The organism is Bradyrhizobium sp. SOJA106 (genome assembly GCF_059448745.1).
The window spans coordinates 1643765-1664215 of sequence record NZ_CM182549.1; the positions used below are offsets into that span (position 1 = coordinate 1643765).

19 protein-coding genes and 6 pseudogenes are annotated in these 20451 nt (G+C 59.2%); 13 read left to right on the plus strand and 12 right to left on the minus strand.

Annotated elements, in window-relative coordinates:
* Positions 1–157 precede the first annotated feature (157 nt).
* Positions 158–844, minus strand: a complete 687-nt coding sequence (locus AC5V87_RS07515; protein ID WP_495370496.1) for a hypothetical protein — start codon at positions 842–844, stop codon at positions 158–160.
* Between AC5V87_RS07515 and AC5V87_RS07520 the strand changes: the two genes are divergently transcribed.
* Positions 843–1100: a hypothetical protein gene (locus AC5V87_RS07520; protein WP_495370497.1), complete on the plus strand. Its 258-nt coding sequence runs from the start codon at positions 843–845 to the stop codon at positions 1098–1100. The two genes, AC5V87_RS07515 and AC5V87_RS07520, sit on opposite strands and share 2 nt — an antisense overlap.
* Here the strand turns inward: AC5V87_RS07520 and AC5V87_RS07525 are convergent.
* The 7 genes and pseudogenes from AC5V87_RS07525 to AC5V87_RS07555 all read right to left on the minus strand — a co-directional run bounded on the left by AC5V87_RS07525 (position 1058) and on the right by AC5V87_RS07555 (position 8563).
* Positions 1058–2941: a UvrD-helicase domain-containing protein gene (locus tag AC5V87_RS07525; RefSeq protein WP_495370498.1), complete on the minus strand. Its 1884-nt coding sequence runs from the start codon at positions 2939–2941 to the stop codon at positions 1058–1060. The genes AC5V87_RS07520 and AC5V87_RS07525 overlap by 43 nt on opposite strands.
* Positions 2942–2943: 2 nt before the next feature.
* Positions 2944–4275, minus strand: coding sequence for an ATP-dependent nuclease (locus tag AC5V87_RS07530; RefSeq protein ID WP_495370499.1), 1332 nt, complete (start codon positions 4273–4275; stop codon positions 2944–2946).
* A 38-nt stretch (positions 4276–4313) separates the two neighbouring features.
* Positions 4314–4934, minus strand: a complete 621-nt coding sequence (locus tag AC5V87_RS07535; protein ID WP_495370500.1) for an ATP-dependent nuclease — start codon at positions 4932–4934, stop codon at positions 4314–4316.
* A 512-nt stretch (positions 4935–5446) separates the two neighbouring features.
* Positions 5447–6324, minus strand: a pseudogene (locus AC5V87_RS07540) (AAA family ATPase); the annotation flags it as partial.
* Positions 6325–7267: 943 nt separating this feature from the next.
* Positions 7268–7564 carry a hypothetical protein gene (locus tag AC5V87_RS07545; protein ID WP_495372046.1) on the minus strand — a complete coding sequence of 99 codons (297 nt, stop codon included), beginning with the start codon at positions 7562–7564 and terminating at the stop codon, positions 7268–7270.
* 124 nt (positions 7565–7688) lie between these two features.
* A pseudogene (locus tag AC5V87_RS07550) lies at positions 7689–7895 on the minus strand (nucleotidyl transferase AbiEii/AbiGii toxin family protein); the annotation flags it as partial.
* The gene (locus AC5V87_RS07555; RefSeq protein WP_495370501.1) at positions 7892–8563 is read right to left on the minus strand and encodes a DUF6088 family protein; all 672 of its coding nucleotides are present in this window, start codon (positions 8561–8563) and stop codon (positions 7892–7894) included. The gene AC5V87_RS07555 and the pseudogene AC5V87_RS07550, both read right to left, overlap by 4 nt.
* A 342-nt stretch (positions 8564–8905) precedes the next feature.
* On the opposite strand from AC5V87_RS07555, the gene AC5V87_RS07560 reads away from it, so the two are divergent.
* Positions 8906–9574 carry a hypothetical protein gene (locus AC5V87_RS07560; RefSeq protein ID WP_495370502.1) on the plus strand — a complete coding sequence of 223 codons (669 nt, stop codon included), beginning with the start codon at positions 8906–8908 and terminating at the stop codon, positions 9572–9574.
* Positions 9575–9726: 152 nt separating this feature from the next.
* Positions 9727–9882 (plus strand): annotated as a pseudogene (locus AC5V87_RS07565) (diguanylate phosphodiesterase); the annotation flags it as partial.
* Between the two features lie 145 nt (positions 9883–10027).
* On the opposite strand, the gene AC5V87_RS07570 reads toward AC5V87_RS07565, so the two are convergent.
* Positions 10028–10396 (minus strand): hypothetical protein, encoded by a 369-nt coding sequence (locus AC5V87_RS07570; RefSeq protein WP_495370503.1) that lies wholly within the window; start codon positions 10394–10396, stop codon positions 10028–10030.
* On the opposite strand from AC5V87_RS07570, the gene AC5V87_RS07575 reads away from it, so the two are divergent.
* The 4 genes from AC5V87_RS07575 (at position 10395) to AC5V87_RS07590 (ending at position 12246) form a co-directional block, all read left to right on the plus strand.
* Positions 10395–10730 carry a hypothetical protein gene (locus tag AC5V87_RS07575; protein WP_495370504.1) on the plus strand — a complete coding sequence of 112 codons (336 nt, stop codon included), beginning with the start codon at positions 10395–10397 and terminating at the stop codon, positions 10728–10730. The genes AC5V87_RS07570 and AC5V87_RS07575 overlap by 2 nt on opposite strands.
* A gap of 616 nt (positions 10731–11346) precedes the next feature.
* Positions 11347–11622: a type II toxin-antitoxin system RelE/ParE family toxin gene (locus AC5V87_RS07580; RefSeq protein WP_495370505.1), complete on the plus strand. Its 276-nt coding sequence runs from the start codon at positions 11347–11349 to the stop codon at positions 11620–11622.
* 81 nt (positions 11623–11703) lie between these two features.
* On the plus strand, positions 11704–12012 hold the full coding sequence (locus tag AC5V87_RS07585; RefSeq protein WP_495370506.1) for a HigA family addiction module antitoxin: 309 nt from the start codon (positions 11704–11706) through the stop codon (positions 12010–12012).
* Positions 12013–12090: 78 nt separating this feature from the next.
* Positions 12091–12246: a hypothetical protein gene (locus AC5V87_RS07590; protein ID WP_495370507.1), complete on the plus strand. Its 156-nt coding sequence runs from the start codon at positions 12091–12093 to the stop codon at positions 12244–12246.
* 281 nt (positions 12247–12527) lie between these two features.
* Here the strand turns inward: AC5V87_RS07590 and AC5V87_RS07595 are convergent.
* Positions 12528–12932, minus strand: a pseudogene (locus AC5V87_RS07595) (integrase core domain-containing protein); the annotation flags it as partial.
* 279 nt (positions 12933–13211) lie between these two features.
* Complete coding sequence (locus AC5V87_RS07600; RefSeq protein WP_495370508.1) at positions 13212–14078, minus strand: protein-L-isoaspartate O-methyltransferase family protein; 867 nt, start codon at positions 14076–14078, stop codon at positions 13212–13214.
* A 701-nt stretch (positions 14079–14779) separates the two neighbouring features.
* Between AC5V87_RS07600 and AC5V87_RS07605 the strand changes: the two genes are divergently transcribed.
* The 4 genes and pseudogenes from AC5V87_RS07605 to AC5V87_RS07620 all read left to right on the plus strand — a co-directional run bounded on the left by AC5V87_RS07605 (position 14780) and on the right by AC5V87_RS07620 (position 16950).
* Positions 14780–15049 carry a hypothetical protein gene (locus AC5V87_RS07605; protein ID WP_495370509.1) on the plus strand — a complete coding sequence of 90 codons (270 nt, stop codon included), beginning with the start codon at positions 14780–14782 and terminating at the stop codon, positions 15047–15049.
* 74 nt (positions 15050–15123) lie between these two features.
* A complete protein-coding gene (locus tag AC5V87_RS07610; protein WP_495370510.1) occupies positions 15124–15831 on the plus strand; it encodes a 2OG-Fe(II) oxygenase in 708 nt (235 codons plus the stop codon).
* Between the two features lie 436 nt (positions 15832–16267).
* A pseudogene (locus AC5V87_RS07615) lies at positions 16268–16696 on the plus strand (TraB/TrbI/VirB10 family type IV secretion system protein); the annotation flags it as partial.
* Entirely contained in the window at positions 16693–16950 is a 258-nt protein-coding gene (locus AC5V87_RS07620) for a DUF2274 domain-containing protein (RefSeq protein WP_495370511.1), read from the plus strand. The pseudogene AC5V87_RS07615 and the gene AC5V87_RS07620, both read left to right, overlap by 4 nt.
* Here AC5V87_RS07620 and AC5V87_RS07625 read toward each other — a convergent pair.
* Positions 16914–17831 carry a LysR family transcriptional regulator gene (locus AC5V87_RS07625; RefSeq protein WP_495370512.1) on the minus strand — a complete coding sequence of 306 codons (918 nt, stop codon included), beginning with the start codon at positions 17829–17831 and terminating at the stop codon, positions 16914–16916. The genes AC5V87_RS07620 and AC5V87_RS07625 overlap by 37 nt on opposite strands.
* Positions 17832–18135: 304 nt before the next feature.
* On the opposite strand from AC5V87_RS07625, the pseudogene AC5V87_RS07630 reads away from it, so the two are divergent.
* A pseudogene (locus tag AC5V87_RS07630) lies at positions 18136–18426 on the plus strand (transposase); the annotation flags it as partial.
* A 780-nt stretch (positions 18427–19206) separates the two neighbouring features.
* Positions 19207–20082 carry a TauD/TfdA dioxygenase family protein gene (locus AC5V87_RS07635; protein WP_495370513.1) on the plus strand — a complete coding sequence of 292 codons (876 nt, stop codon included), beginning with the start codon at positions 19207–19209 and terminating at the stop codon, positions 20080–20082.
* Positions 20083–20451: the final 369 nt, after the last annotated feature.

The window sequence follows — 20451 nt, forward strand, 5'->3', positions numbered from 1 at the left end:
AGGTCGCCTGGGCGCCGTCGCGGAGCGCCGGACTTCATCGTCGAACCTGCGCAGCCGAGATGGGGCACCTGGATGAGGGCGCCGGCGCGAACCGGCGCGATGTCTCCTTGCGATAAGTCCACCTCATCGGATGGCGTTATCCCACCCCGTCGTGGGTCTAACCGCCCGGTGACGTCGAGAATGCGGGAGGCGTCGCATCGAACGGAGCGAGTTGCGCGCCGAAATCCGCCAATCTGCAGAGTCTGGCGTGCAGATCGACGAAGCGAGTCAACGCATCGCACCTGATTTGGGTGCCGGGGCGCTCGTCGATCTCCATCGTGATCGTCCTGATCGGACCGGTCGAAGCGTCACGCTGTTCCAGGTTCAGCCAGGGTGCCATGGCTCCGATGTGTTCGCGATGCAGAAATAGATTTCGATACTCGCCGATATCGTTCAACCAGGGATCCGACGATGTCGCGTCGGAGGCCTCCAGAAGACGCCGGATGAAGGGATCGCTCGACGCGGCCGAATTGACCGGACGGTTCAGCCATTGCCGGAGCCGGGCGAGGGAATCGATATTGTCCGGTGCGCCGACGCGCAGTCCCGCCGATCTGGCCAGGTAGTCTCGGGCGCTCGCCATTTCGCTCAGCAGCGCGTGACATGCGAGATGCAGATCGTCCATAGCGAGGTTGGAAAATCTGCGTCCGAATTCCCGATCTCCTGCCAAAGCTGCTTCGAGCTGCCTGTTGTACTCGTTCGATACGTTTCGCAACTGAAGTCCCGCGGCGCGCAGGCTGGCGGACAGACTGCGCGCGAGCCTGTTATACCCTTCGTCGCCGGCGGCCCGGGCGCCGGCCGAGATCATGGCCCAGGAATCGTCGGCGGCGCGAGCCAGCGTGGGTGGACCAAGGAGCGACCTCCAGATCCGGGCGGGCAAGTCGTGGTCGACCGAGACGATCTACTCCGCGCCGAAGAGCACGACCCCCAGTGTTGGCGTGGTCGTCTCGGAGATGCTGATCTCCTCTGCCGGCATCGGCTATCTGATCTCGCGCTATCGCACCATTTTGGATAGTCGCCTTCATATCGCGATCTCAGGCACTCCGGCGTCGGTCAAAAGCTGAAAGAGTTCCGCCACACGCTGGCGCTGCCCGCGCTCACGGCAGAAGGCGAAAATCGCCCTTTGCTTGGCGCGGGAGAGCGCAACGAAGAAAGTGGCGAGACCCTCGGGATCTCCTGGTCGATGAGCCCACCACGCTTGATCATCGAGCCCCACGAAGACAATTGTGTCGTATTCGAGCCCCTTGCTCTTGTGGACGGTCATAAGTGGAATCTGTCCGATGCCTTCGAAGGCGTCGAGCGCCTCCGTCCATGTCGCGGCCCCGTCCACGGACGCGGCCAGGTGGCACTTAAAGGCGTCGACCATGATCGAGAGAAGGTCGCCGGTCGAATACTCGACGTAGGTCCGGGCTATCGCGACCAGATCGAGAAACGCAAAGAGCCGATCGGCAAATATGACCGCGCTGGCTGGCGACGGCGGAGTGTTGCCCATGTCAACGCGTAGCGCAGTGACGAATGTGGTGAGTTGTTCCTCCACTCTGGCTGCGCTGAGATCGTCGTCCGTCGCGATTGCGTGGATTTCGAGAAGGGCCGCCGCCGCAAGCTGCCAAGCGGAGGCGGCGCGCCGGGTCGAGCCGAGGCGAAGCAACGCGATAGCGATCTTCGCGAATGTGTCGGTGAGGAGGTCCTGCAGCGTCGTGGAGCCGAGCGCGTGACTTTCGTTGCCCAACCGCAAGCCTCCCTGAGCAAATGCGCCGGCGAGGTCGGCTTCGAAGTCGTCGGATTTTTGCTTGACCAAAATGGCGTAATCACGTGGCGCACGGCCCCGCGTGGCCATGTCATTTGCCAGCCACTGGGCGAGGTGTCCGGCCTCGCGCGCCTTCGTCGGGCTGTTCCAAACCTGTGCGACGTCGCCGCCGACCTGACGCTGGGCTTGAGCCACCGTCGCCGCCGCATTAGGTTCTAGAGCTCTGGCGACGACATGCTGAATGCGGACCAGATCCGGTGAGGATCTGAAATTGAACAGCAGCGGGATGCGAACGGCCGCGAAGTCAGCTTCGAAGCGCTCGAAGGCGTCGGCCCGCGCGCCTGCCCAAGTCATGATGCGCTGCTTGTCGTCGCCGACGGCCGTGACCACGATATTCGCCCCAGCGAAAGCCGACAGCAGGAAATCGTGCTGCGCGTAGGTCGTGTCCTGGAACTCGTCGACAAAGACGAAGGGATAGGTGAGTTGCAAGGCTCGCCGAATGTGGGGGCCCGCGCGCAGGAGTAGTTCGGCGAGACGATTGAGACTGACGAACGTCAAGGTTGACCGCGGCTGAGCGCCAAGCTGACCTGCCCACCACCGCTGGATTGTGCGCTCGATGCCGGACTGAGGCGCCGCGCGGACGATCGGCAGTCGATATGCCCCGACGTGTAGGGACTCGAAATCACCGGCGCCCAGCCCCGCGACGTCGGCTCTCCATTCGGGCGGAGCGCCCAGAACTTCTTGCTGAAGGAAGCCCGTTACCTGGCGATAGCTTGGGAACGCGATGTCATAACGTCGAGTGGGTCTCCAATCCGCGGGAATCGCCGGCTGAAACCGATCGAGCAGGCTTTTGGTGAAGGCATCAAAGGTGAAGGAAGTGAAGCGGTTTGCCAGTTCCGGCGGGCAACGCCTTTTTACGCGAGCGGCGAGATTGTCGGCGGCGTCGCTCTTGAACGAGATGGCGAGAACGCGGAACGGCGCAGGACAAAGGCCCGTTTCGAGCAGATAAGCGGCGCGCTGTTCGAGAAACTCGGTCTTACCGGCGCCGGGTCCCGCGACGATGGACGTCGAGCCAGGGTGACGCAAAGCGCGCCAAGCGTCGGGTTCGAGATCGTCGATTCCCCGTGGCCGCCACTCGTCTGGTCGGACTAGTGCCATGCTTAGCGCAACGGTGGCCGCGGTGGATTCTGTGGCGGACGGGGCGGCGGCGGCACGAGGCGCACGGAGATCGATGTCAAAAGTGCGCGCAGTTCTTCTGGTGCGCCTGCCGCCAACGCCTGCGGGGCTTGGTTGCTCAGAACGCGAACATGAGTGCTGGGCTTGCCTCGACCGAGGAACAGATAGCGATACCAGCGCAGCTCTTGCTCGCGGTCGGGTCCGTACAGGGCGTGGTGACCCTCCTCGCCGAGAACTGCGGTGCGGGGGTCTCCTCGTTGCGATGGACCTTGTCGTCCTGGTTCAGGAACTTGATAGGCTGCCGGGAACGCCCGCAGCATTGAGTAGTCGAGATCAAGCGGGGTGCAGAAGAAGACGCCATGCTGTCGGAGCGCGTTTGCCCAATTGGTCAGAGCGGGGAAGTCTTCAGCGGCGTGATTGTCGAATGCCGCAAGGTTCGCGGCTGGACCTGCGGGATCGGGTTGGGCGAAGATTGCCTGTGGCGGGACCCCGATTTCTAAGAGCTGGGTACACGCAGTCTTGATGCGTCCCCAGCCGCCCCCGTCTCGTCCCCAGTCAAGGTCCAACAGGGTGGCGTAGGGAATGTTGAGATCGGTCAGAAGTCGCCAAAGGTGGTTCACGTGGCGCCCGCCTAGGGGAACGACCGCGACGAACGAGCGGTCGATATCCAGGCCCATCGTTTCAGCCAGTCGCGGTAGCACGACCTCCTCTGATGCGCCTTCGCCCAGCAACACAAAGCGAGCGAAATAGAGCTCCGGATACGTCCGGACAGCCTCGCGCACGAACTTCGACGCATCCTCCTGGTTGGGCGGTAGACTGATTGCGCGGACGTGCGCCGTTCGGTCGGCTGGATTAAGCCTGAAGTGCCGAACTTGGGATGGGTCTACCCGAGCAAGGATGCTTGCCGAATGGCTAGAAATGATGGCTTGCGCTCGGGGGCCGGCTGTCAGTTCCTCGATCTGGCGAACGATGCGCGACAAGTAGAAGGGCGCTAGGTTATTTTCGGGCTCCTCGACCGCAATGAGCGTAAGTGCCGGCAGTGGAACGCCTCCGGGCTGGAATCCTGGCCGCGCTGGGTTTGCGGCAATGTCGGCTTCGACGTCCAGGGTGGCGGCCGTCATCGCGAGATGGAAGAGCGATCGCTGCCCATCGCTTAGATCGTCGAGTGCGCGTTCACGGCGAGCTTCGTCGGGCCGGAACACCACCTCGACCTTGCGGATGAACTCTTGGAAGCGCAGATCGATCGGACGAAACAGCGGTGTTGTGTCGGTGCCTGCGGTATGCACTTGCTGCCATCGCCGCGCGACGGCGCCCACGACGATATCGACCGCAGGCTCAGCCGCGAAAGCACCGTTTAGGGTGGCGCCTGCATCAGCGAATGTCTGTCTAACGCTTGCGACCAGTTGATCGCACGCCACAGTCGACCGCGCAGGAAAGCCGATACCTGGGATGCACCATCCCGCGACGCCGGCACATAGATCATTTGGATGCGTGCGCGATCGAGCGGCTTCATCTCGATGCAGTCAGCTTCCGCAAATGCGCCGAATGCACGAACGGCCCAATATTTCTGTTCGATGCTCCCTTCAAGCGAGCCGTCGTCGGTCCAAGTCGCTTCGAGGCGCAGACGACATTTCAGTCGACCGGCCTCGTCGGCGGCCATCTGCTGGAAGAATTCTGGAATGGCGCCGACGTTGGGCCCGCCTGCCTCCAACTCGGGAAAAGCCAGGATCGCCTCTAGTGTCAGTGTACGCTGCGCCGGTGCCGCCAGCTCGGCGGCCGGAATGTGGAAGTCCTGCCGGCGAAGCCGGCGTTGTTCGCCGGTTATCCCAAACAGGCGCTGAAGTGCTTGCAGAACGGCCGTCTTGCCCGCACCGTTCACGCCCACGAAGGCGGTGAGTCCGGGGATGAGGTCGATCGTCGATGCCGCAGGTCCGAAGCATCGGAAATTGGTCAAGTAAAGTTTTTCGATGTGCATCTTGCGCCACCCCCAAAGTTGCGCTCGTTAGCTCGGTGCGCTTCCGAACCACAGTTTGGGATACGATCCGCCGGTTTATTTTGGCTTTCCACTCGATTTGCGCGGGAGAGAGATTTCTCTTTCGCATTGTCTGCTTAAGAAAGGCGTACTCCTTCTCGCCAAAAAGATAGCCCATTCGATAGGCGTGCTCGATGAGATCATTGTTCGCGTTCGCGGTGAGGTCCTTCGCGATGCGCTTCAGGCCATCGAACAGATTGCCAGTATCGATCTGGATGAAGCGGTTGATGCAGACATTACCTACGTAGGTCTCGTTACCGTTCACGCGGTTGCGGATGTAGCAATGTTCCTTGATGTTTTGTCCGCAGGGGCACTGATCGAACTCCTCGCTGATCTCAACCGCGACCAGCGACCACTCGGTGCGCGCGATGTCGAAGCGTCGAGACACCGAGAGGGGAAGGATGTGAGCCTTCAATCTCTCGAAATTGTGTCCGTCCATCGCGATGGCCTCCGCCTTACATCTGGACACGCAGGCGTCGCGCGCGTTCACGGAATGCGGTTTCGCCCCCTTCGAGAATCTCGCAGACCAGACGGCGGATATCTGGGTTTTCGAGACCACCGCTCTGATAGGTGATCTCCGGCAATTGGCCCGGTCGATGCGGACCGCAGGTTGCCACGATGACCTGATCGGCGTCGGTGTTGACGACCAGGTTGGCGTTATGGGTGACCATGATGATCTGCCTCCGCTGTTTGGCGCGTCGAAGCGCTCGACCAGCTCATCGAAGATCGACTTCGGATCGAGGTTCTCTTCGGGCTGATCGATTATTAGAGGCCGGTCATCGTCGCGGTCGATCGCAAGGTAAAGCAGCAGCAGAACGATGCCGCGGGTGCCCGGCGAGAGCTGCTCGATGTCGACGCCCTCATACTGGACGCCGTAACTCACGGTGATGTGGTCGGTCCCATAGAGCCAGCTCGAGATGCGGCCCGCCCATTCGCGGAAAGCCGCTGCGTTGCTGCGCTCGACAGGCGCGTGCTCGACCAAATCATGCTCATGGGCATCGCGGAAACGTGCCATCGCTTCGGCGACGGCGGCGCTCGATCCTTTTTCCCATGCCGCCTGAAGGCTGCCTTTTGCTGCTGCCAGGAGTGCGCCCCGGCCCTTGAACGGCCCCGTCTTGCGTAGGTCCAGAAGCTCTTCTCCGGATTGTGCCCATGCGCGGACATCGACGACCCGCCGGATGGAGAAGGAGAGCTTTCCGAGCGCTCCTTCCTCCGTCCCGAGGTGGGCCTTGAGCGGCGCGTAGAGATCGGAGAGCTCGCGTTCCTCGTCGATGATGCCGTCGAAGACGGACGCGTAACTCTCGCGCCGCGACTGCATGAGTTGCTTGATCCGGTCGTCGGCCTTCTCCGCGAGATCGATGTCGCGATCAAGCTTGGCCAGCGCTGCCTCGTCGCGAGAGATCTTTTCGGACAGGCGGGCAAATGCCTTCGCATTTTCCGCGTCGATCCCGATCAGGGCGCGGAGGCGGGCCACTTCCTTGTTCAGCAGGCTGAGAGTGAGCTCGGCATGAGGCCGTCCGTCCGGAAGCAGCGAGGCCTGCACCGGCGGGGCTTCGGAAACGATCCTTGGTTCTCCCGCCGCCGGCGCCGACAACGTCTTTATGCGTGCGTCGACGGCCTTGATCGCCGTCGACAGAATCCCATCAATGTCTCCGGCGAACTCCAGTAGAAACGCCTTCCACTGGTCGGCGGTCAGTCCCGCCTCCGGATGAGCTTGCTGCAGTTGGCGAAGGCGTGCCGGCGCCTTCGTCTTGCGGGTGTCGTCGGCCTCATCCTTGAGCGCCAGAAGTGCTTGGCGTCTGCGCTGTGCCTGTTCGACCTGAAACCGAACCGACTCAGCGGCCGTGGCGACTTCATCAAGCAGCTTGGCTCGTTCTGCTCCGCCCTTGCCGATCAGGCCGCTGCGATCGCGCTTGTCCTTGGCGATCAATGCGGCCTTCTCGGCCCGCTGCTTCTGCAGCGTGGGCAACCCGGCCTTGCGCTCACGTTCGAGGTTCAGTTCTGAGGCAGCTTCGGCGAGGGCTTCCTCATGGCTTTGGCGCAGGGCGCGTCCACGCGCTGCGCGGAGATCCTGCAACTCGCGGAATTCCGTCGTTCCCATCCGGTCCTCGTCCGGATGCGCCTGGTAGATCACACGCTCGACTTCGGCGAGAAGTTCATCGGGGACGCCCTCGGCCGAGCAAAGCCTGTCTACGAACTGCTGGGAGAGGTACTGAACACGGGGCGAGTCCCAAAAATCCTCCAACTCGACATGTCGTAGTTCGTTCGAGGTCGGATCACCATCCTCCCATGTCAAGTGTGCCGAGGATTCGTTCAGATGGTCTGGCCCGACGAATGAACGAACGTTCGCTCAGATGGGGCGAGAGAGCGTACCCGCCGGCGGCGATGATGTCGGCCAGTGCGGTCTTTCCGGAGCCACGCGCGCCGATGATACCGACAAGCCCGGCATTGAGCGGCACGTTGTTCGTGACGAGCCAGGCCGCATCCGTCACCTCGACGTTGGTGATGACTTGCGAGGGGAGTGCGCCGCGTGGCGGCATGGCGCCGATGAAGACGCGAGTCTCCGGCTCCAAGCATGTCTTGCGCCTGCGCTGGTTCGATCCCTCCGCGGAGCTCGTCGTCGGACGGGAAAGGTGCGCCCGGCAGGTCGTCGCGGAACACGGTGATGTCGATATCTTCCGAGAACCGTTGGATAAGATCGAAGGCCTTCGAGAGCGAAGTGCCTCCCTTAAAGAGCAGACGCTCCGCGATGCCCGCCCTGTTGTAGAGGGCATCGAGGGTCCAGCAGACCCAGAAGTCCTTTTCGACGTTCTCCGGCGCGCATGAAAGACGTTGTCCGGTCTGCTGGAATAGTCCTCGCCGGTCGTCAGCGCTCGCTCGGATGATCTGCGGCAGGTCGCTCATGATCGCCTCTCTCGTGTGAGAGCCGGCGACAGCGGATCCGGCGCCGTCGCGTCGGACTTCAGGATATCCTTTACCAGGGGAACGAGCCAGGCGGGCAGATCGCCTAGGTGGTCTTGCAGATCCTTGCGCATGCGGTGCCCGTCCTCGCCGTCGTTTAGGATCGACTTGAGACGCTTTGCGATCTTGTCGCCGTCCGAGGGCAGAACGTCGCGCAACCAGATCAGAGCCTGCACTAACTGCGCCGCCGGGCGGCCGGCCCACACAAGCCGGCTGGGCGCGACCTTCTTGAAGTCGATGACCATTTTGTCGAGATGTATCGGCTTCCCGCGCGCGTCGGTCCACACGACCACCTTCGCCGGCACGGCATTGGTGAGGCCCAGGTTATTGGCGGCGGTTATACCGTCGACCAGCACCTTTGCGCCGTCCCGTCTCGCCACCGCCTGAATCACCGACTTGTAGTCGGGCGGAGAAATCTTGTTTGTCAGCCGGTTGGTGCGCGGAAGGTCATAGAGACCCTGATCGATGCGCCTGATGCGGTTGTCGCTCCGGAGGCGATGGAGGGCGACGTCCACGGCCGACCGAGAGCCGGTGTCCGCAAAATCGCGTGCGGTCCACACCTTGCTCGGCTGGGGGTCGTGACTCATCCGGTCGGAACGGGGATGGTTCATGGGGCGGCAGGCTCACTGAAAAAGCGACAGGACGCTTCGTTACGGCGAGACGGCGATATGAATCCGAAGCGAAGGCCAAGCTGGCCGCGTTCGACGGCATGATCTTCCTGAAAGATAGATGTGGTTGGGGTGGATAGGGCGGCGCCTGTCGGTCCGTTACGTTTCGTCCGGTCGGTCGGTCGAATCGGTTTCCCCGCAACTCACCGATCTGGTTCAAGAGTCGCTCGTCCATCCCAACAAATATTTTTCTACCAGTATCTGCATGAACATAGCTGGTTCGTGGGAGCCGCCGGGGCGTAGGATTCCACACGATTCGAACCGTCCATCCACAGGCGAACGACGATGGCATCCAACTCGGAATGGCAGGCTGCGGCGCGCCACTTGCGCGAAATTTGGGAGCACAAGGCTTGGCCCGACCAGCCGCTCGGTCCGGGTTGGACCACTGCATTCTCCGTTTGGATCGAGAAGTTCGGTTTCGGGCGCGTCGCGGACGCTATGCAGATGGTATCGGCTCCTCGTTTCTCGGAGGACGGCGAGCGCTTGCCTCCAGACATTCGGGACATTCCGAGATACGCCGCAGTAGAGCACGCCGAGGATGGGGAGCCCGGGATGAAGGGTTGCTATCTCGTCCGCGGAAGGATGCGCGTGAAATTCTACTGCTCGGAAAGCGACGACGAAGTCCTAATGCTGCTAAGGCGCGCAATGCGCGCCGGGGTTTCAGAATCGGCAATGCACCATGCGGTCGATGACAACATCACGCTCGAGAACTGCTTTGCAGCGATGGGCATCGATCGGATTGAGTTCCGGATTACCATGGGGCACCCGATCGTCGACCTGCGCCCCAAAGGACAGCAGGTCTTCGTGCGAACAGAAGATCCGGAGTGGCCGATCTGGGACGCGTACCGCCGGCGTACGACGGGTAAGGGCGCGCCGATAAGCAACCGCGGGGGCTGGTATTTTCCCAGCCGTCTGCCACCGGCGGATCCCGCGCCTAAGAAGGCGAGGCGGTGAACCCCGCGCCAGAGGACGATCAGCTCGCGCCGCGCGCTGTTCAATCTTCGTGGTCAGCGTCCTTTCCCTTAGATTTCTCGGCCGCTTTGTTTGGCGGACATGCGCGCAAGGATTCGGATGATGGTCTGAGCCGGCGTAGGCTCTTGGCGGCGTGCCGCCGGATGCCGATGCATCCGGCCTTTGGCGGGTTGACGATTGAGATCGCCAGCGATGAGGCGATCCGCGACCTCGATTTTTTGGCCGAGATCGCTCGCGAAATGAGCTTCCACAATATCGGCCTGTCGATCGACAATCTGGGCGCCGATTGGCTGCTTGAAGCGGATTGACGAGACCGGCAGTGTTGAGCCTAGCCAGATCGGCGGCCACAAGCCAAAAAGCGATCTCGGCAAGTATGCTGAAATGGGCGGCTTTGATCCGTTGCGACAGCCAAGCCAATAAGGAAATAGCTTCGGCTTATGATCTGTAGTCCGGCGTGGCATTCAGTTCCGTGCGCTCATGGCGAGGCAAAAATAGCCGTCCGGAATTTGCGGCTTGCAGTCTGAAAGCAGTGATCGCTACGCAGGCGAACCATACGCGCCGATCACTATTCCGAAGGCTGCGAGTTTTGCTGACATGGTCCGGCTCAAAGGGCGGCCGGACATCGGCGATTAAATCAACAAGAAAATCCTGGCGCCGCTCGCTCAGGCGAACGGACCATCCGACATGCCGGACTTCAACGAGTCGGCCAAGCTCGGAACCGGAAAGGAGATGGTCGAACGCCCGACCAATCTCGTCGCGATCTTCGAAAATCCTGCCCTGGATTTTTCGAAGATCCGGGCCCATGGCGACGATCTTTTGGGGATGCGTACGAATAGCGTTAAAGAAACGGAATTACGTCGGCATGGAACATCTCAGTGTCTTCGTCTTCTTCAGTCGGATCGAGTGCGACGAGCACATTTCTGCGACGGAAATAGGAGAGCATGCGATCGGCCGCAGCCTCGTCGAGCTTTGCCTCGTCCGCCAAGTGACAATCGCGGAGTATCTCGACGATCTGCTCAGCTCGCGCCAGTTCGGCTCGACGAGCGAGGCGGATTTGTCGATGACGCAGCGTCGACCGGCTTCAGTCGCGATCACGGGCGGGACCGAGGGAACGGCGGCGCTACGGCGATGGTCGTGACGATCTTATTCATCAGGAATCTCGTGGCTACGCATACGCCCGGCTCATGCGCGGGTGCGCGATCTGTCACGCCGCGGTTGTTAATTTGATGTGTCATGATTTCGGGTCCAGTTGGATGGCTTCTCACAGCCCGCGCCGGTGGCAGACTGGCAGCCGAGGGGTGAGAACCAGCCTGGATGACTGGTCGGCAGCGCTTTTAAGCCTTGCGGTTCTGGAAATGACGCGCCGCCCCGGCCATGGTAGCCAGGTGAGGCGCGCCCGCCAAGGCGCTCCCTAGTCGCCCAGAAAGCCCGCCAAGGCCTCCTTCCTCGTGCATTCGGCGACCCCACCAAGAGCCGCTATAGTCCAAGTCAGGGTTCTCACACCCACCGCCAGATTCTCCGATTTGCGGCCGATTGCCAAGCCCCCTCCGGGTGCAGCATTGGCGCCGGTTTGTCAGTTCCGGCCGGGTCCCGTCCCGGCGGAGGGGACGCCCTCCGGATCATGCCCGCCCGGCACAAAGCAATCACCGCAAGACTGGCGTTGCGGCTGGTTTAGCTGGAAACGGCAGCCGGATCGCGGAACAAATGTGTAAGCTATCCGTTGACACGGGGTCAACAGAATGCTTACATCGCACATGATCAAGACCTTCCGGAACAAAGCTCTCGCCGACTTCTGGTCGTCCGGAAAGACGTCGAAAATCGACAAGAGGATGCACAAACGCATCAACATTCGGCTCGACACGCTCAACGAGGCTGTGGAGACGTCCGAACTGAACCTGCCGGGTTATAATTTCCACAAGCTGGAAGGCAAACCCGTGCGGTACTCGATCCATGTCAACGGGCCATGGTGCATCACATTCGAATTTGAAGGAGGGGATGCAACGAACGTTGACTTCGAGCAATACCACTGAATGCCGAATAGGCGAATATTGAAGCCATCACGGCTTCGCCATAGGGGCCAAGAAGGGTCCGACACCGCTGGAGAGCGACAAATGGCCGAGCACAAAGCCTTGCGAAACCCCGACCGCTGCCCGTCTCATCCGGGCGCGGTCCTTGATGATATCCTTCAGGACATCAAGAAGACCAAGGGCGAGATCGCCGAGACGCTCGGCATCTCGCGGCAGCACCTGCACGACATCTTGTCGGAAAAGAAGCCGGTCAGCCCGAACGTGGCAGCCCGGATCGGAAAGCTGGTCGGCAACGGCCCGGCGATCTGGCTTCGCCTCCAGGCGGCCCACGATGCATGGCACGCCGAGCGCGAGGTCGACGTCAGCAAGATCAAGACGCTGGAACTGGCTTAGGTGCCGACGAGAATCCCAGACGGGCGAGCGCCCCTTCCGCGCTCGCCCGCCCGAGACGACGGCGAGGAATTCGCAAACATGCGTTTCAAGCAATACGGCGATTGGCTGGTTGAAGGGGGCGACGAGACCGGCAGCGTTGAACCCAGCCAGATCGGTGGCCACAAGCCAAAGGCGATATCGGTCGAGTATGCTGAAATCGGCGGCTTTGATCCGTTGCGACAGTCAGACCCATAAGGAGAAAGATCCCGGCTTATGATCTGTAGTCCAGCGTGGCATTCAGTTTCGCGCACTCATGGCGAGGTAAAAATAGCCATCCGGAATTTACGGCTTGCAGTCTGATAGCGCAGAGACGCATAACTGTCTCCTCGGCGCTCTGTTTCCGTCGTGTGTGCTCAACTGCCACGAAGCCAAACAGTATGCAGTTCGTAAGGAGCATTGATGTCGCCAAGCAGACCAAACGCAGGTCATCGCCGCAATAGCCTGAATTGGTGCCGACTTGACCTGCCACTGAATTTTCATCCAGCGGCAGTTAGAGTCTCGGGGTTTTGTATGCCAAGTGGCGCGGTTGAAGCAACGGACGATTTGCGGAGCTGGTCGGGGTTGCGCAGCCGATCGTCCGTTGCGGTGAGGTGGGCGGCGTAGGCCGCGGGGGTCAGGTATTTCAGGCACGGGTGGGGACGCTGGAGATTGTAGTCGGCGACCCAATTGGTGATTTTGGCGCGGGCGTCGTCAAGATCGCAGAACAGAGTCTCGTTGAGTAGCTCATCGCGCTTGAAGCTCTCGATGAAGCCGTTCTGCATGGGCTTTCCCGGTGCGATGAAGTGCCAATCGATGGCTGCGTCCTTGCACCAAGCCAGCATGGCGTTGCAGGTGAATTCGGTGCCATGGTCGGATACGATCATTCCTGGCTTTCGGCGTCGCTCAAAGCGTGGGTGAAACCGAGGCTCACGCCTAAATATCCTTCCGCGATCAAGTCCGGCGCCTTTCACAGTTGAAGCGAAAGCACGAGACAACCTATGCCCAGCCAATTGCGCGTTGCCCCCAGAAAGATTCTAGCACATCGAGCAGCTCCATTTGGAGCGTTCGCAGCTACGCATCTGAATCCAGATACTAAACCAATTGGAAGTATCTAATTAGCCCTGGGCGCAGAGCGTCCGCGGCGCCAAAATCCGCGAGGTGTTCGGATAGTGCGGCGGGTTTCAGCTCTTGACGCCTAATGCCCAATCCTTAGCAACATACCAACATCGTCCCTTCGCCCGTTGCTTCCAATAGAGGGTTGAAACGTTCTGCCATCCCTTGGAGGCAAGTGCTTTCCTCAACCGTCTTTCCTCAGACGCTCCGACAGCAGCATCGCTTCCTTCAGCGAAAACAAATGACACCTCGCGCAATGCCTCCGCTGCAAACTCCTTTCTCCGACGTCTGACTAACAATGCGACAGCATGCATCGCATGTCGTCCTACAAACCGGGCTTCCGCTTCGGGAGTTCCAAGAGGAAATAGAAGACGTCCGCCCTCTTTCAGATTGTCGATCCAGGTGACAGCTGGTCGGCTTACCGCAAAGTTGACGTAAATGAGATCAGCCAATGGAAGTGCGCAGTTCTTGCCGTCGGCATTCAAAACTTCAACGTTTCCCCAAAGTCTCAGGTTCTTGCTTGCGAATTTCGCCAATGACTTGTCGTATTCGATGGCCAACACTCGCCCCTTTTTGCCGACTAGTTCGGCAAGAATGGCGCTGAAATACCCCGTTCCCGCGCCTGCGTGGACAACTGTCGCCCCTGTTAGTGGTCCGACCCTGTGCATCAGCCACGCGTGAAGCGACGGACTACCATTGTTAACTCCGCGTTTTGGATCAAGGGAGATGACAACATCTTGGTAAAGAAGTGTGGGGTCGTTCGTCTGCAAACGCAAATGAGGAGCCCATGGAGTCACCGCGTGCCACCGACGGCCTACAAGAAAGTGTTCTCGCGGAACAGCCGAAAATGCCTTTTCTAATTTCTTGTCCCGATCTGCTCCGACCATGGCCAGTATCTGCCGGGCATACAGTTGTCTTACTTCGCGAATATTCATGCCTCTACCCTTGTGTCGCAAAAGTGGCGCACGCAAACATGCACCCGAGCCTAGATCATAATTGTAGGATAAGATCTCCCAGTTAAGCGAAATCAATTGAATTTGAGTGTCTGCTTGAGGCGGCTTCATCGGTGCTTGCCACATGTTCGCTCGCATGACGAATTACTGCGAGAAGGCGATTGTAGCGGAGCCGCCGGCGGACCGCCGCCAGTTCGCGCAGGGGTATGTACGACTGCCTCATCAACTCGCCCGCCGCGATAGCGAACTGATGTGGGACTTTGCACTTCCGCCGTTCGCTCACCTCAATGTGGTCGGCAGCGGTGCACCAGCCTCTCGCCTTGCGGCTTCCGGCGCTATGTTTTTTCTTCAAGATCCTGGAGCATGGGCGCTTCTAGAGCGCCGTCCCGGCCACGCTTGGCGTCTGACACTTCCAAGCAACCGTATTGGCCTTTCCACCTTGTAGAACGTCGCGCGGAAAATCCCGTGCTTGGTGGCAGACACCGGCCGTCGCCGCTGCCGCTCCTTTTGTTGTGTAATCTCGATGACCTGCTAGTTCTTGAATCGCGCTGACTTCATTGCGCCAGCCCGTCGCAGGTCATCGACTCTACCAACTCTTGGAGGTTCTTGCGAGGCTCAGACCATCTACAATCCTGCCTGGCCGAGATGGCCAAAACGATCGCAGGAAAGATAGGAGCTAGCAAATGGGCTCATCAGTACCAAACCTGATCCTCAAGACAGACTACGCCACACCAGCAGATGAAACAGTTTTGGAATTCCACATGGACATTCCGCTCTCTCCTGAGGAGACTGCCAGAATCCGGCGGTTTCTCGCAGGGAATGATTGGAAGGCGTTGAAAGACTATGTCGGAAATTCAAGGCCCCAACTTCGTTCTCTCATATCGGAATGGATTGATAAGACAGAGGATCGCAAGCTTGGCAAGATCGTTTCGCTGAAGGCCAGGGCGTCCTAAATTTCCATGTCCCATTGTCTCCCGCTGTCGCCACATCTTGCGGCGATGGCGGCTGCTCCGTGAGGAGTAACTCAGTGCTGCGAATTTCTGAATGCGATTTGACCATAGAACGTCGAGCTAAAATTCGAGCGGAATTCCAGACATTCGGATCTGCGAGGATAGTGGATTTTCTCACGCCTGATGCAGCCGCGGCTGCGTCGAAAGTTCTCCAGTCGTTCGATGCATGGTCGGTTGTATCTATTGCCCCGGATGGAACGCCGATCTGTCTCGACTGGAAGGAATGGGAGCGCTCTCGTCCTGACGGGCGCCAGCCGTACAGTTCCAATGCATCGTTCCAGTATTTATTCAAGAGCTATCCGCTCGTGGAACGACTGCGTGATGGTTGCGCCACTGGAGTTCTTCGCACAATTGCTGAATACCTGACTGGCACAACATTCCGACGCATTGTTGCAGAGGCGACCGGGCATGGCGAGTTTATCCATGTCGACGGGTTTGCTTCGCGCTTTGAGGCCGGACATTTTCTAACAACGCATACCGATAAGCAACCGGCTGGAACACCGGGAATTCGAAAGGTTGCCTACTCTCTCAATCTCACAACACAATGGAACAATGACTGGGGTGGACAGACTGCCTTTTGGAGCGATCATGATCCACCCATATGCCTTCCACCGACTTACAATACTCTCTTATTGTTCGCGGTGCCGCGACCACATTCCGTACTGTATGTGCCGCCCTATGCGCGCGGCGCTCGACTCGCCCTTACCGGATGGCTACATGAATGAGGTTTGTATCCATCCGACGCGGACGGATCTGCAGCCAGCCCGCGCGATAGAGACGACGAGGAATTTCATGGAAAATCCTTAGCACATCGAAGCCTGCATACGAAGATGCCCGCACTAACGTCGGATTGCCGGCTGCATAGCGCAAGGTGTGACCTGAATAGCAGATCGCATTAAGCCGAACGAGCGAGGCCTCTTGAGCGCCGGTCAATCACGGAAACTCGGCATTGCGACGCGCCGGGGCTTCGTTGTCGATCAGTCACACTCAAGCAAGCCCGCCTGTAGCGATAGCTCCGTTGCAAAGACTGTTCGCAGGATCCGCGTCATTGGCCTTCTATGCAGCAAGTATCCTTTCTCTGCTCTACGCTGGCTCCCTACGACGACTGAATACTTGTTGAACTAAGCCGTTATCGGGTGGAATGAAATTGCGTGCGCGGCCGCCAAGCTGATCGGCCAGTACGATAGTTCTGTGGCATTCGGCCAGAGCCGAATCCTCCTGGTCTGGACCCGCATCATCATGTCAAATGGTAGCTCGATCGCGCTGGAGCGCCAGCCGGGAGCCGAGACCGGTGGTTGCGCTGGCCTCCAGGACGAGGTCGACAATTATTGGGGCATGCTGTTCAAGGCCGCCGTCCTTTCGACTATGCTTAGCGTCCGAGCGAAGGCGGGCACAAGCCAGAATGAGAACAACCTTGTTCAAGTGATCCGCAGCGGCGCGTCCAACAGCATCAGCCAGACCGGGCAGCAAATCGTACAGCGCCAGCTCAACATCCAGCCGACGCTGACCATCCGGCCAGGTTTCCCGGTGCGGGTCATTGTTACGCGCGGCTTAGTCCTGGCCCCCTACGGCAATGGAGGAAGACCGTGACGAAACTCAAGCTTGGACCGCTCGAAGACGACAAGCCGGTAAAGCTCACGATCGAGCTGCCGGCGGCAGTCTTCAGAAATCTCAAAAGCTACGCCGAGATTCTGACGCGTAGCGGAAGTGCGGCGACGCCGACCGAACCTGCCAAATTGATCGCGCCGATGATCGAGCGCTTTATGGCAACCGATCGGGCCTTTGCCAAGGCACGACGAAATGCTGCTCAATTCTCGCCCGGGGCGGCGGAAAGGTCCGGATAACGTTCGCGAAGCAGGTCGAGCAGCGGACCTACTAATGGATTGCCGTTTGACTGCGGCCAATAGACGCGGAAGCTCAGCCGCGTCGGCCCCTCGGCATCATGCACCTCCCGGAAGATGACACCGGGATAAGTCGCACCAGTCGCACTTTCCAGCGCAAGGAGAATACCGAAGTCCATGCCTACCAGGGAGAGAAGCCGGTCGAGCCCCACGTCATGGCGAAGCAGCTTGCAGGGGTCGGAAGACCCTAATTTGCTGATGAGAAGCTTGAGGAGTTCCGGTCCGGGGCCACGCTGTGACATCAAAAGCGGTTCGCGCCGCAGTTCGCCCCAGTGAACTACGTCATGACTTGCCAGAGGATGTTTCGCGGGAAGGGCCGCAACAACACGTTCGCTCCAGAGCACCAATGACTTGCCGCTCCAATTCGGATTAGGATCCGCCACGACAGCGACATCGATGGTTGAACTGGCGAGGTCCGAAATCAGATGCTCGCTCGCGCCCTCGACAAACTGTCTATCGACATCGGGAAAGCGGTGCCGGTGCTCGAGGAGGGTGGCTCGGAGATTGCCGGCTGATAGGGAGGTGTGGATCCCGATGCTCAACCGGCCACTCTCGCGACGCGAGCGGGACTTGAGGCGAGCAGCCATTGCTTCAGCTTCGACTATGATGCGCCGGGCATCCTCGAGAAATTCTCGACCATCCATCGTTGGTCGCGTACCTCCGTTGGTACGCTCGAATAGTTTGCTGCCCAACGTGTGTTCGAGACTTCTTAGGCAGCGACTGAGCGTCGACTGCTTGATTCTAAGCGTCTCTGCCGCTTGACGGATGCTTCGATGCTGAGACGCAGCGATCGCCCAGCGTAGGTCTCGAAATTCCACAGCCACGTTCGAAGCCCTATGGTGAGTTGTCGGACCAAGTGATTTCTTGCCTCTTCATCAATTGTCCGTCGGCACGTCCGATTGCGGCCGGAATACGTACTTCAAAAACAAGGATAATTCAAGTTGTGGATGTAGGACATAAAAAAACAACTATGAGGTCTTTGCCTATCTATGCGCTCCGATCTCGGTCTTCGGATTTTAGGGCCAGTGGCTCAGAAGACAAATCAAACAGCACAGTGCGCTTGGTGGCTCGGAGACCCGCGCCAGAATGGTTCGTATGTCGAGTTGCGCGGTCGATCTAATTCGCGGCTTTCTGAAGCCGCGCCGGGTGGCCGAGAAGGCGCTCGCCGCAATGGTACAGAAACCCTATGTGCAGCGCGTTTCGACCCTTCGGTAGACGACCTGACGACCTAGACCAGCATCTCGAAGAACCAAGTCAGCCAGTCATGCGCGGAGATCGACAACAAGGTGAATGCTTTTCTCGCTCAGCCGATCGAAGGTAATTGGCCCTATCTATGGATCGAAGGCCACCTAAGTGAAGGTGCGCCAGAATGGCCGCATAGTATCGATCTCGGTGATCGTAGCGGTCGGTGGCTCAACTGCCACAAAGCCAAATGCATGCACTCAGTAACGGAAATCTACTTCTCCGGGCAGCACCAAAGGCAGGTCACCGCGGGGCAGCTGCATTCGTACAGTGCAGATTTCGAGAAAATCGAGGGATTAAGTCCGTTGTTAAGCTGCATCGGAAGTTGCAGCCTCCTGGTTTTGCGCTTCTCCCGCTAGTGCATGACAGTGGGTGGTTAGAGCTGATGAAACAAGTTGCGCATGAACAACTCCAAGTCGCGAAAATATGATTGTGAGCCCGTTGAAGTAGTTATGGTGATTGTATACATCTTCAGGTAGATCTCGCTTTACGTCCTATGGGCTTCGCCAGTGCATGCCGCGAACCAGTTCCAATCTTTGTCGTGCGCATGAGGCCGTGCAGGATGGAGGCACGAGGCAGTCGTTGTTCGAGGATTTTCCAAGCATGAGTTCTGAGACGACGCGAACGTCGCGCGAGCTCAAAAAGAAAGCTGGTTTCGTTTCATCGACTGGACATGGATTGCGTCTATGATCTGCACTGTTGATCAGGCTGCAAATCGATCTGCTGGCCTCATATGCGAGTGCCCTTCGATGAGAACGGCACGAGGCGTGTCGATACGCAAAGGGAGTCGGATTCTTAGATGCTGGTGGTGTGTATCGGAATTGCGGCGCGGTGACCCACGCTCACATAATTCGAGTGTGCAGCATCAAGATGGTTTTGCCGGGTTTGTCGCCAGACGCGACCACCACTGAGCCTGTTTAGACATCCACAGAAAGAGGCGTCGTCATGAGTGGGACAATGGTTGTTGAAAATGTCATTCCGCGAGCAGACATCGTCAGGCACGCAGAGCGGCTTGGTGCCGAAATCAAGAACATTGCGCTGTCGGACGATTTGCCTGACGATGTCATCTTAGCGTTCAAGCGGCTTCTGTTAGAGCATAAGGTCATCTTCTTCCGTGACCAGGGACATCTCGACGATGCACAGCAGCAGCGTTTTGTGTTCAGGCTCGGCTCGCTGATACCGAATCCCATAATGGCGGACACAATGGGCGGTTTAACGATCCGACAGGAGCTGTCTGATCTCGCCTGCGGTCATCTCAGCCAGATCAACGATGAGCGGGTCCGCACAGCCATCTCGGTGCTGCGGCTCGCGGCGGTCCCGCCTTTTGGCGGCGACATTGCTTGGTCGAGCAGGGCGGCCGCTTATCTTGATCTTCCCCATCCCTTGCGGATGCTCGCCGATAACCTCTGGGCTGTGAGCTTCGTCGCATCTGATCTCACTGCGACAGAGAGGGCCGCCGAAGCCAACAAGCGGCCTTGGTGGGGCGTATCCACTGCAACGATCTACGAAACGACACATCCGATTGTTCGTGTTCATCCCGAGACCGGCGAACGCATGCTATCGCTCGGTCGTTCTGTGAACAACTTCGTCGGCCTGCAGCGCTATCCCAGCCAAAAACTGTTTGAACGGCTGCAATCCTATCTCATTGCGCCCCGGAACACCCTGTGCTGGAACTGGAAATCAGGCGACGTCGTAATCTGGGACAATCGTGCGACGGAGCCGTACCCTGTCAGCAAATACAGCAGCCCTCATTGGATGATGGACCAGCTTGCGATTGACGCCCGCGTACCGCACGTGAAGAGGCCAAAATCAAGGGCGGCAAAGGCTGCTTGATATTGTCGGCACCTCCCGGATCACGTCAACGCCTGGAGACCCAAGACTAAGTTGCGGCCCTGCAATGTCGAGCAGAGCGGCCGGTCTTATGCGCGAGGACCGGCTAACGGGGCAACTGCCACCTGCTGGGATTCTTCCAGGCCCAACAGCATCAATCTTCAGGCATCGTCTCTGCTCGCCGGTCAAACCGGTGACGCTGCATTTTTGATGATCTGATGCATCCGTTGGCTCTCGCTCGTCGAGCAGCATCCCCTTGATCGTATCGGGATAGTCAGGTCCGGCGTGGCTCACACCCCATTCAGAGCATATTCGCCGCCATCTCGCGACGCGTCGGATAGCCTTGATTCACAGCGCCCGGCGTCGGCTGAA

Bases quoted from the DNA above. Each gene is read 5' to 3' on its own strand.
- AC5V87_RS07520 (WP_495370497.1), top strand. From the start codon at position 843: ATGGCCCAGGAATCGTCGGCGGCGCGAGCCAGCGTGGGTGGACCAAGG.
- AC5V87_RS07515 (WP_495370496.1), bottom strand. From the start codon at position 844: ATGATCTCGGCCGGCGCCCGGGCCGCCGGCGACGAAGGGTATAACAGG.
- AC5V87_RS07525 (WP_495370498.1), bottom strand. From the start codon at position 2,941: ATGGCACTAGTCCGACCAGACGAGTGGCGGCCACGGGGAATCGACGAT.
- AC5V87_RS07535 (WP_495370500.1), bottom strand. From the start codon at position 4,934: ATGCACATCGAAAAACTTTACTTGACCAATTTCCGATGCTTCGGACCT.
- AC5V87_RS07555 (WP_495370501.1), bottom strand. From the start codon at position 8,563: ATGAACCATCCCCGTTCCGACCGGATGAGTCACGACCCCCAGCCGAGC.
- AC5V87_RS07560 (WP_495370502.1), top strand. From the start codon at position 8,906: ATGGCATCCAACTCGGAATGGCAGGCTGCGGCGCGCCACTTGCGCGAA.
- AC5V87_RS07575 (WP_495370504.1), top strand. From the start codon at position 10,395: ATGGCGACGATCTTTTGGGGATGCGTACGAATAGCGTTAAAGAAACGG.
- AC5V87_RS07570 (WP_495370503.1), bottom strand. From the start codon at position 10,396: ATGGGCCCGGATCTTCGAAAAATCCAGGGCAGGATTTTCGAAGATCGC.
- AC5V87_RS07580 (WP_495370505.1), top strand. From the start codon at position 11,347: ATGATCAAGACCTTCCGGAACAAAGCTCTCGCCGACTTCTGGTCGTCC.
- AC5V87_RS07585 (WP_495370506.1), top strand. From the start codon at position 11,704: ATGGCCGAGCACAAAGCCTTGCGAAACCCCGACCGCTGCCCGTCTCAT.
- AC5V87_RS07590 (WP_495370507.1), top strand. From the start codon at position 12,091: ATGCGTTTCAAGCAATACGGCGATTGGCTGGTTGAAGGGGGCGACGAG.
- AC5V87_RS07600 (WP_495370508.1), bottom strand. From the start codon at position 14,078: ATGAATATTCGCGAAGTAAGACAACTGTATGCCCGGCAGATACTGGCC.
- AC5V87_RS07605 (WP_495370509.1), top strand. From the start codon at position 14,780: ATGGGCTCATCAGTACCAAACCTGATCCTCAAGACAGACTACGCCACA.
- AC5V87_RS07635 (WP_495370513.1), top strand. From the start codon at position 19,207: ATGGTTGTTGAAAATGTCATTCCGCGAGCAGACATCGTCAGGCACGCA.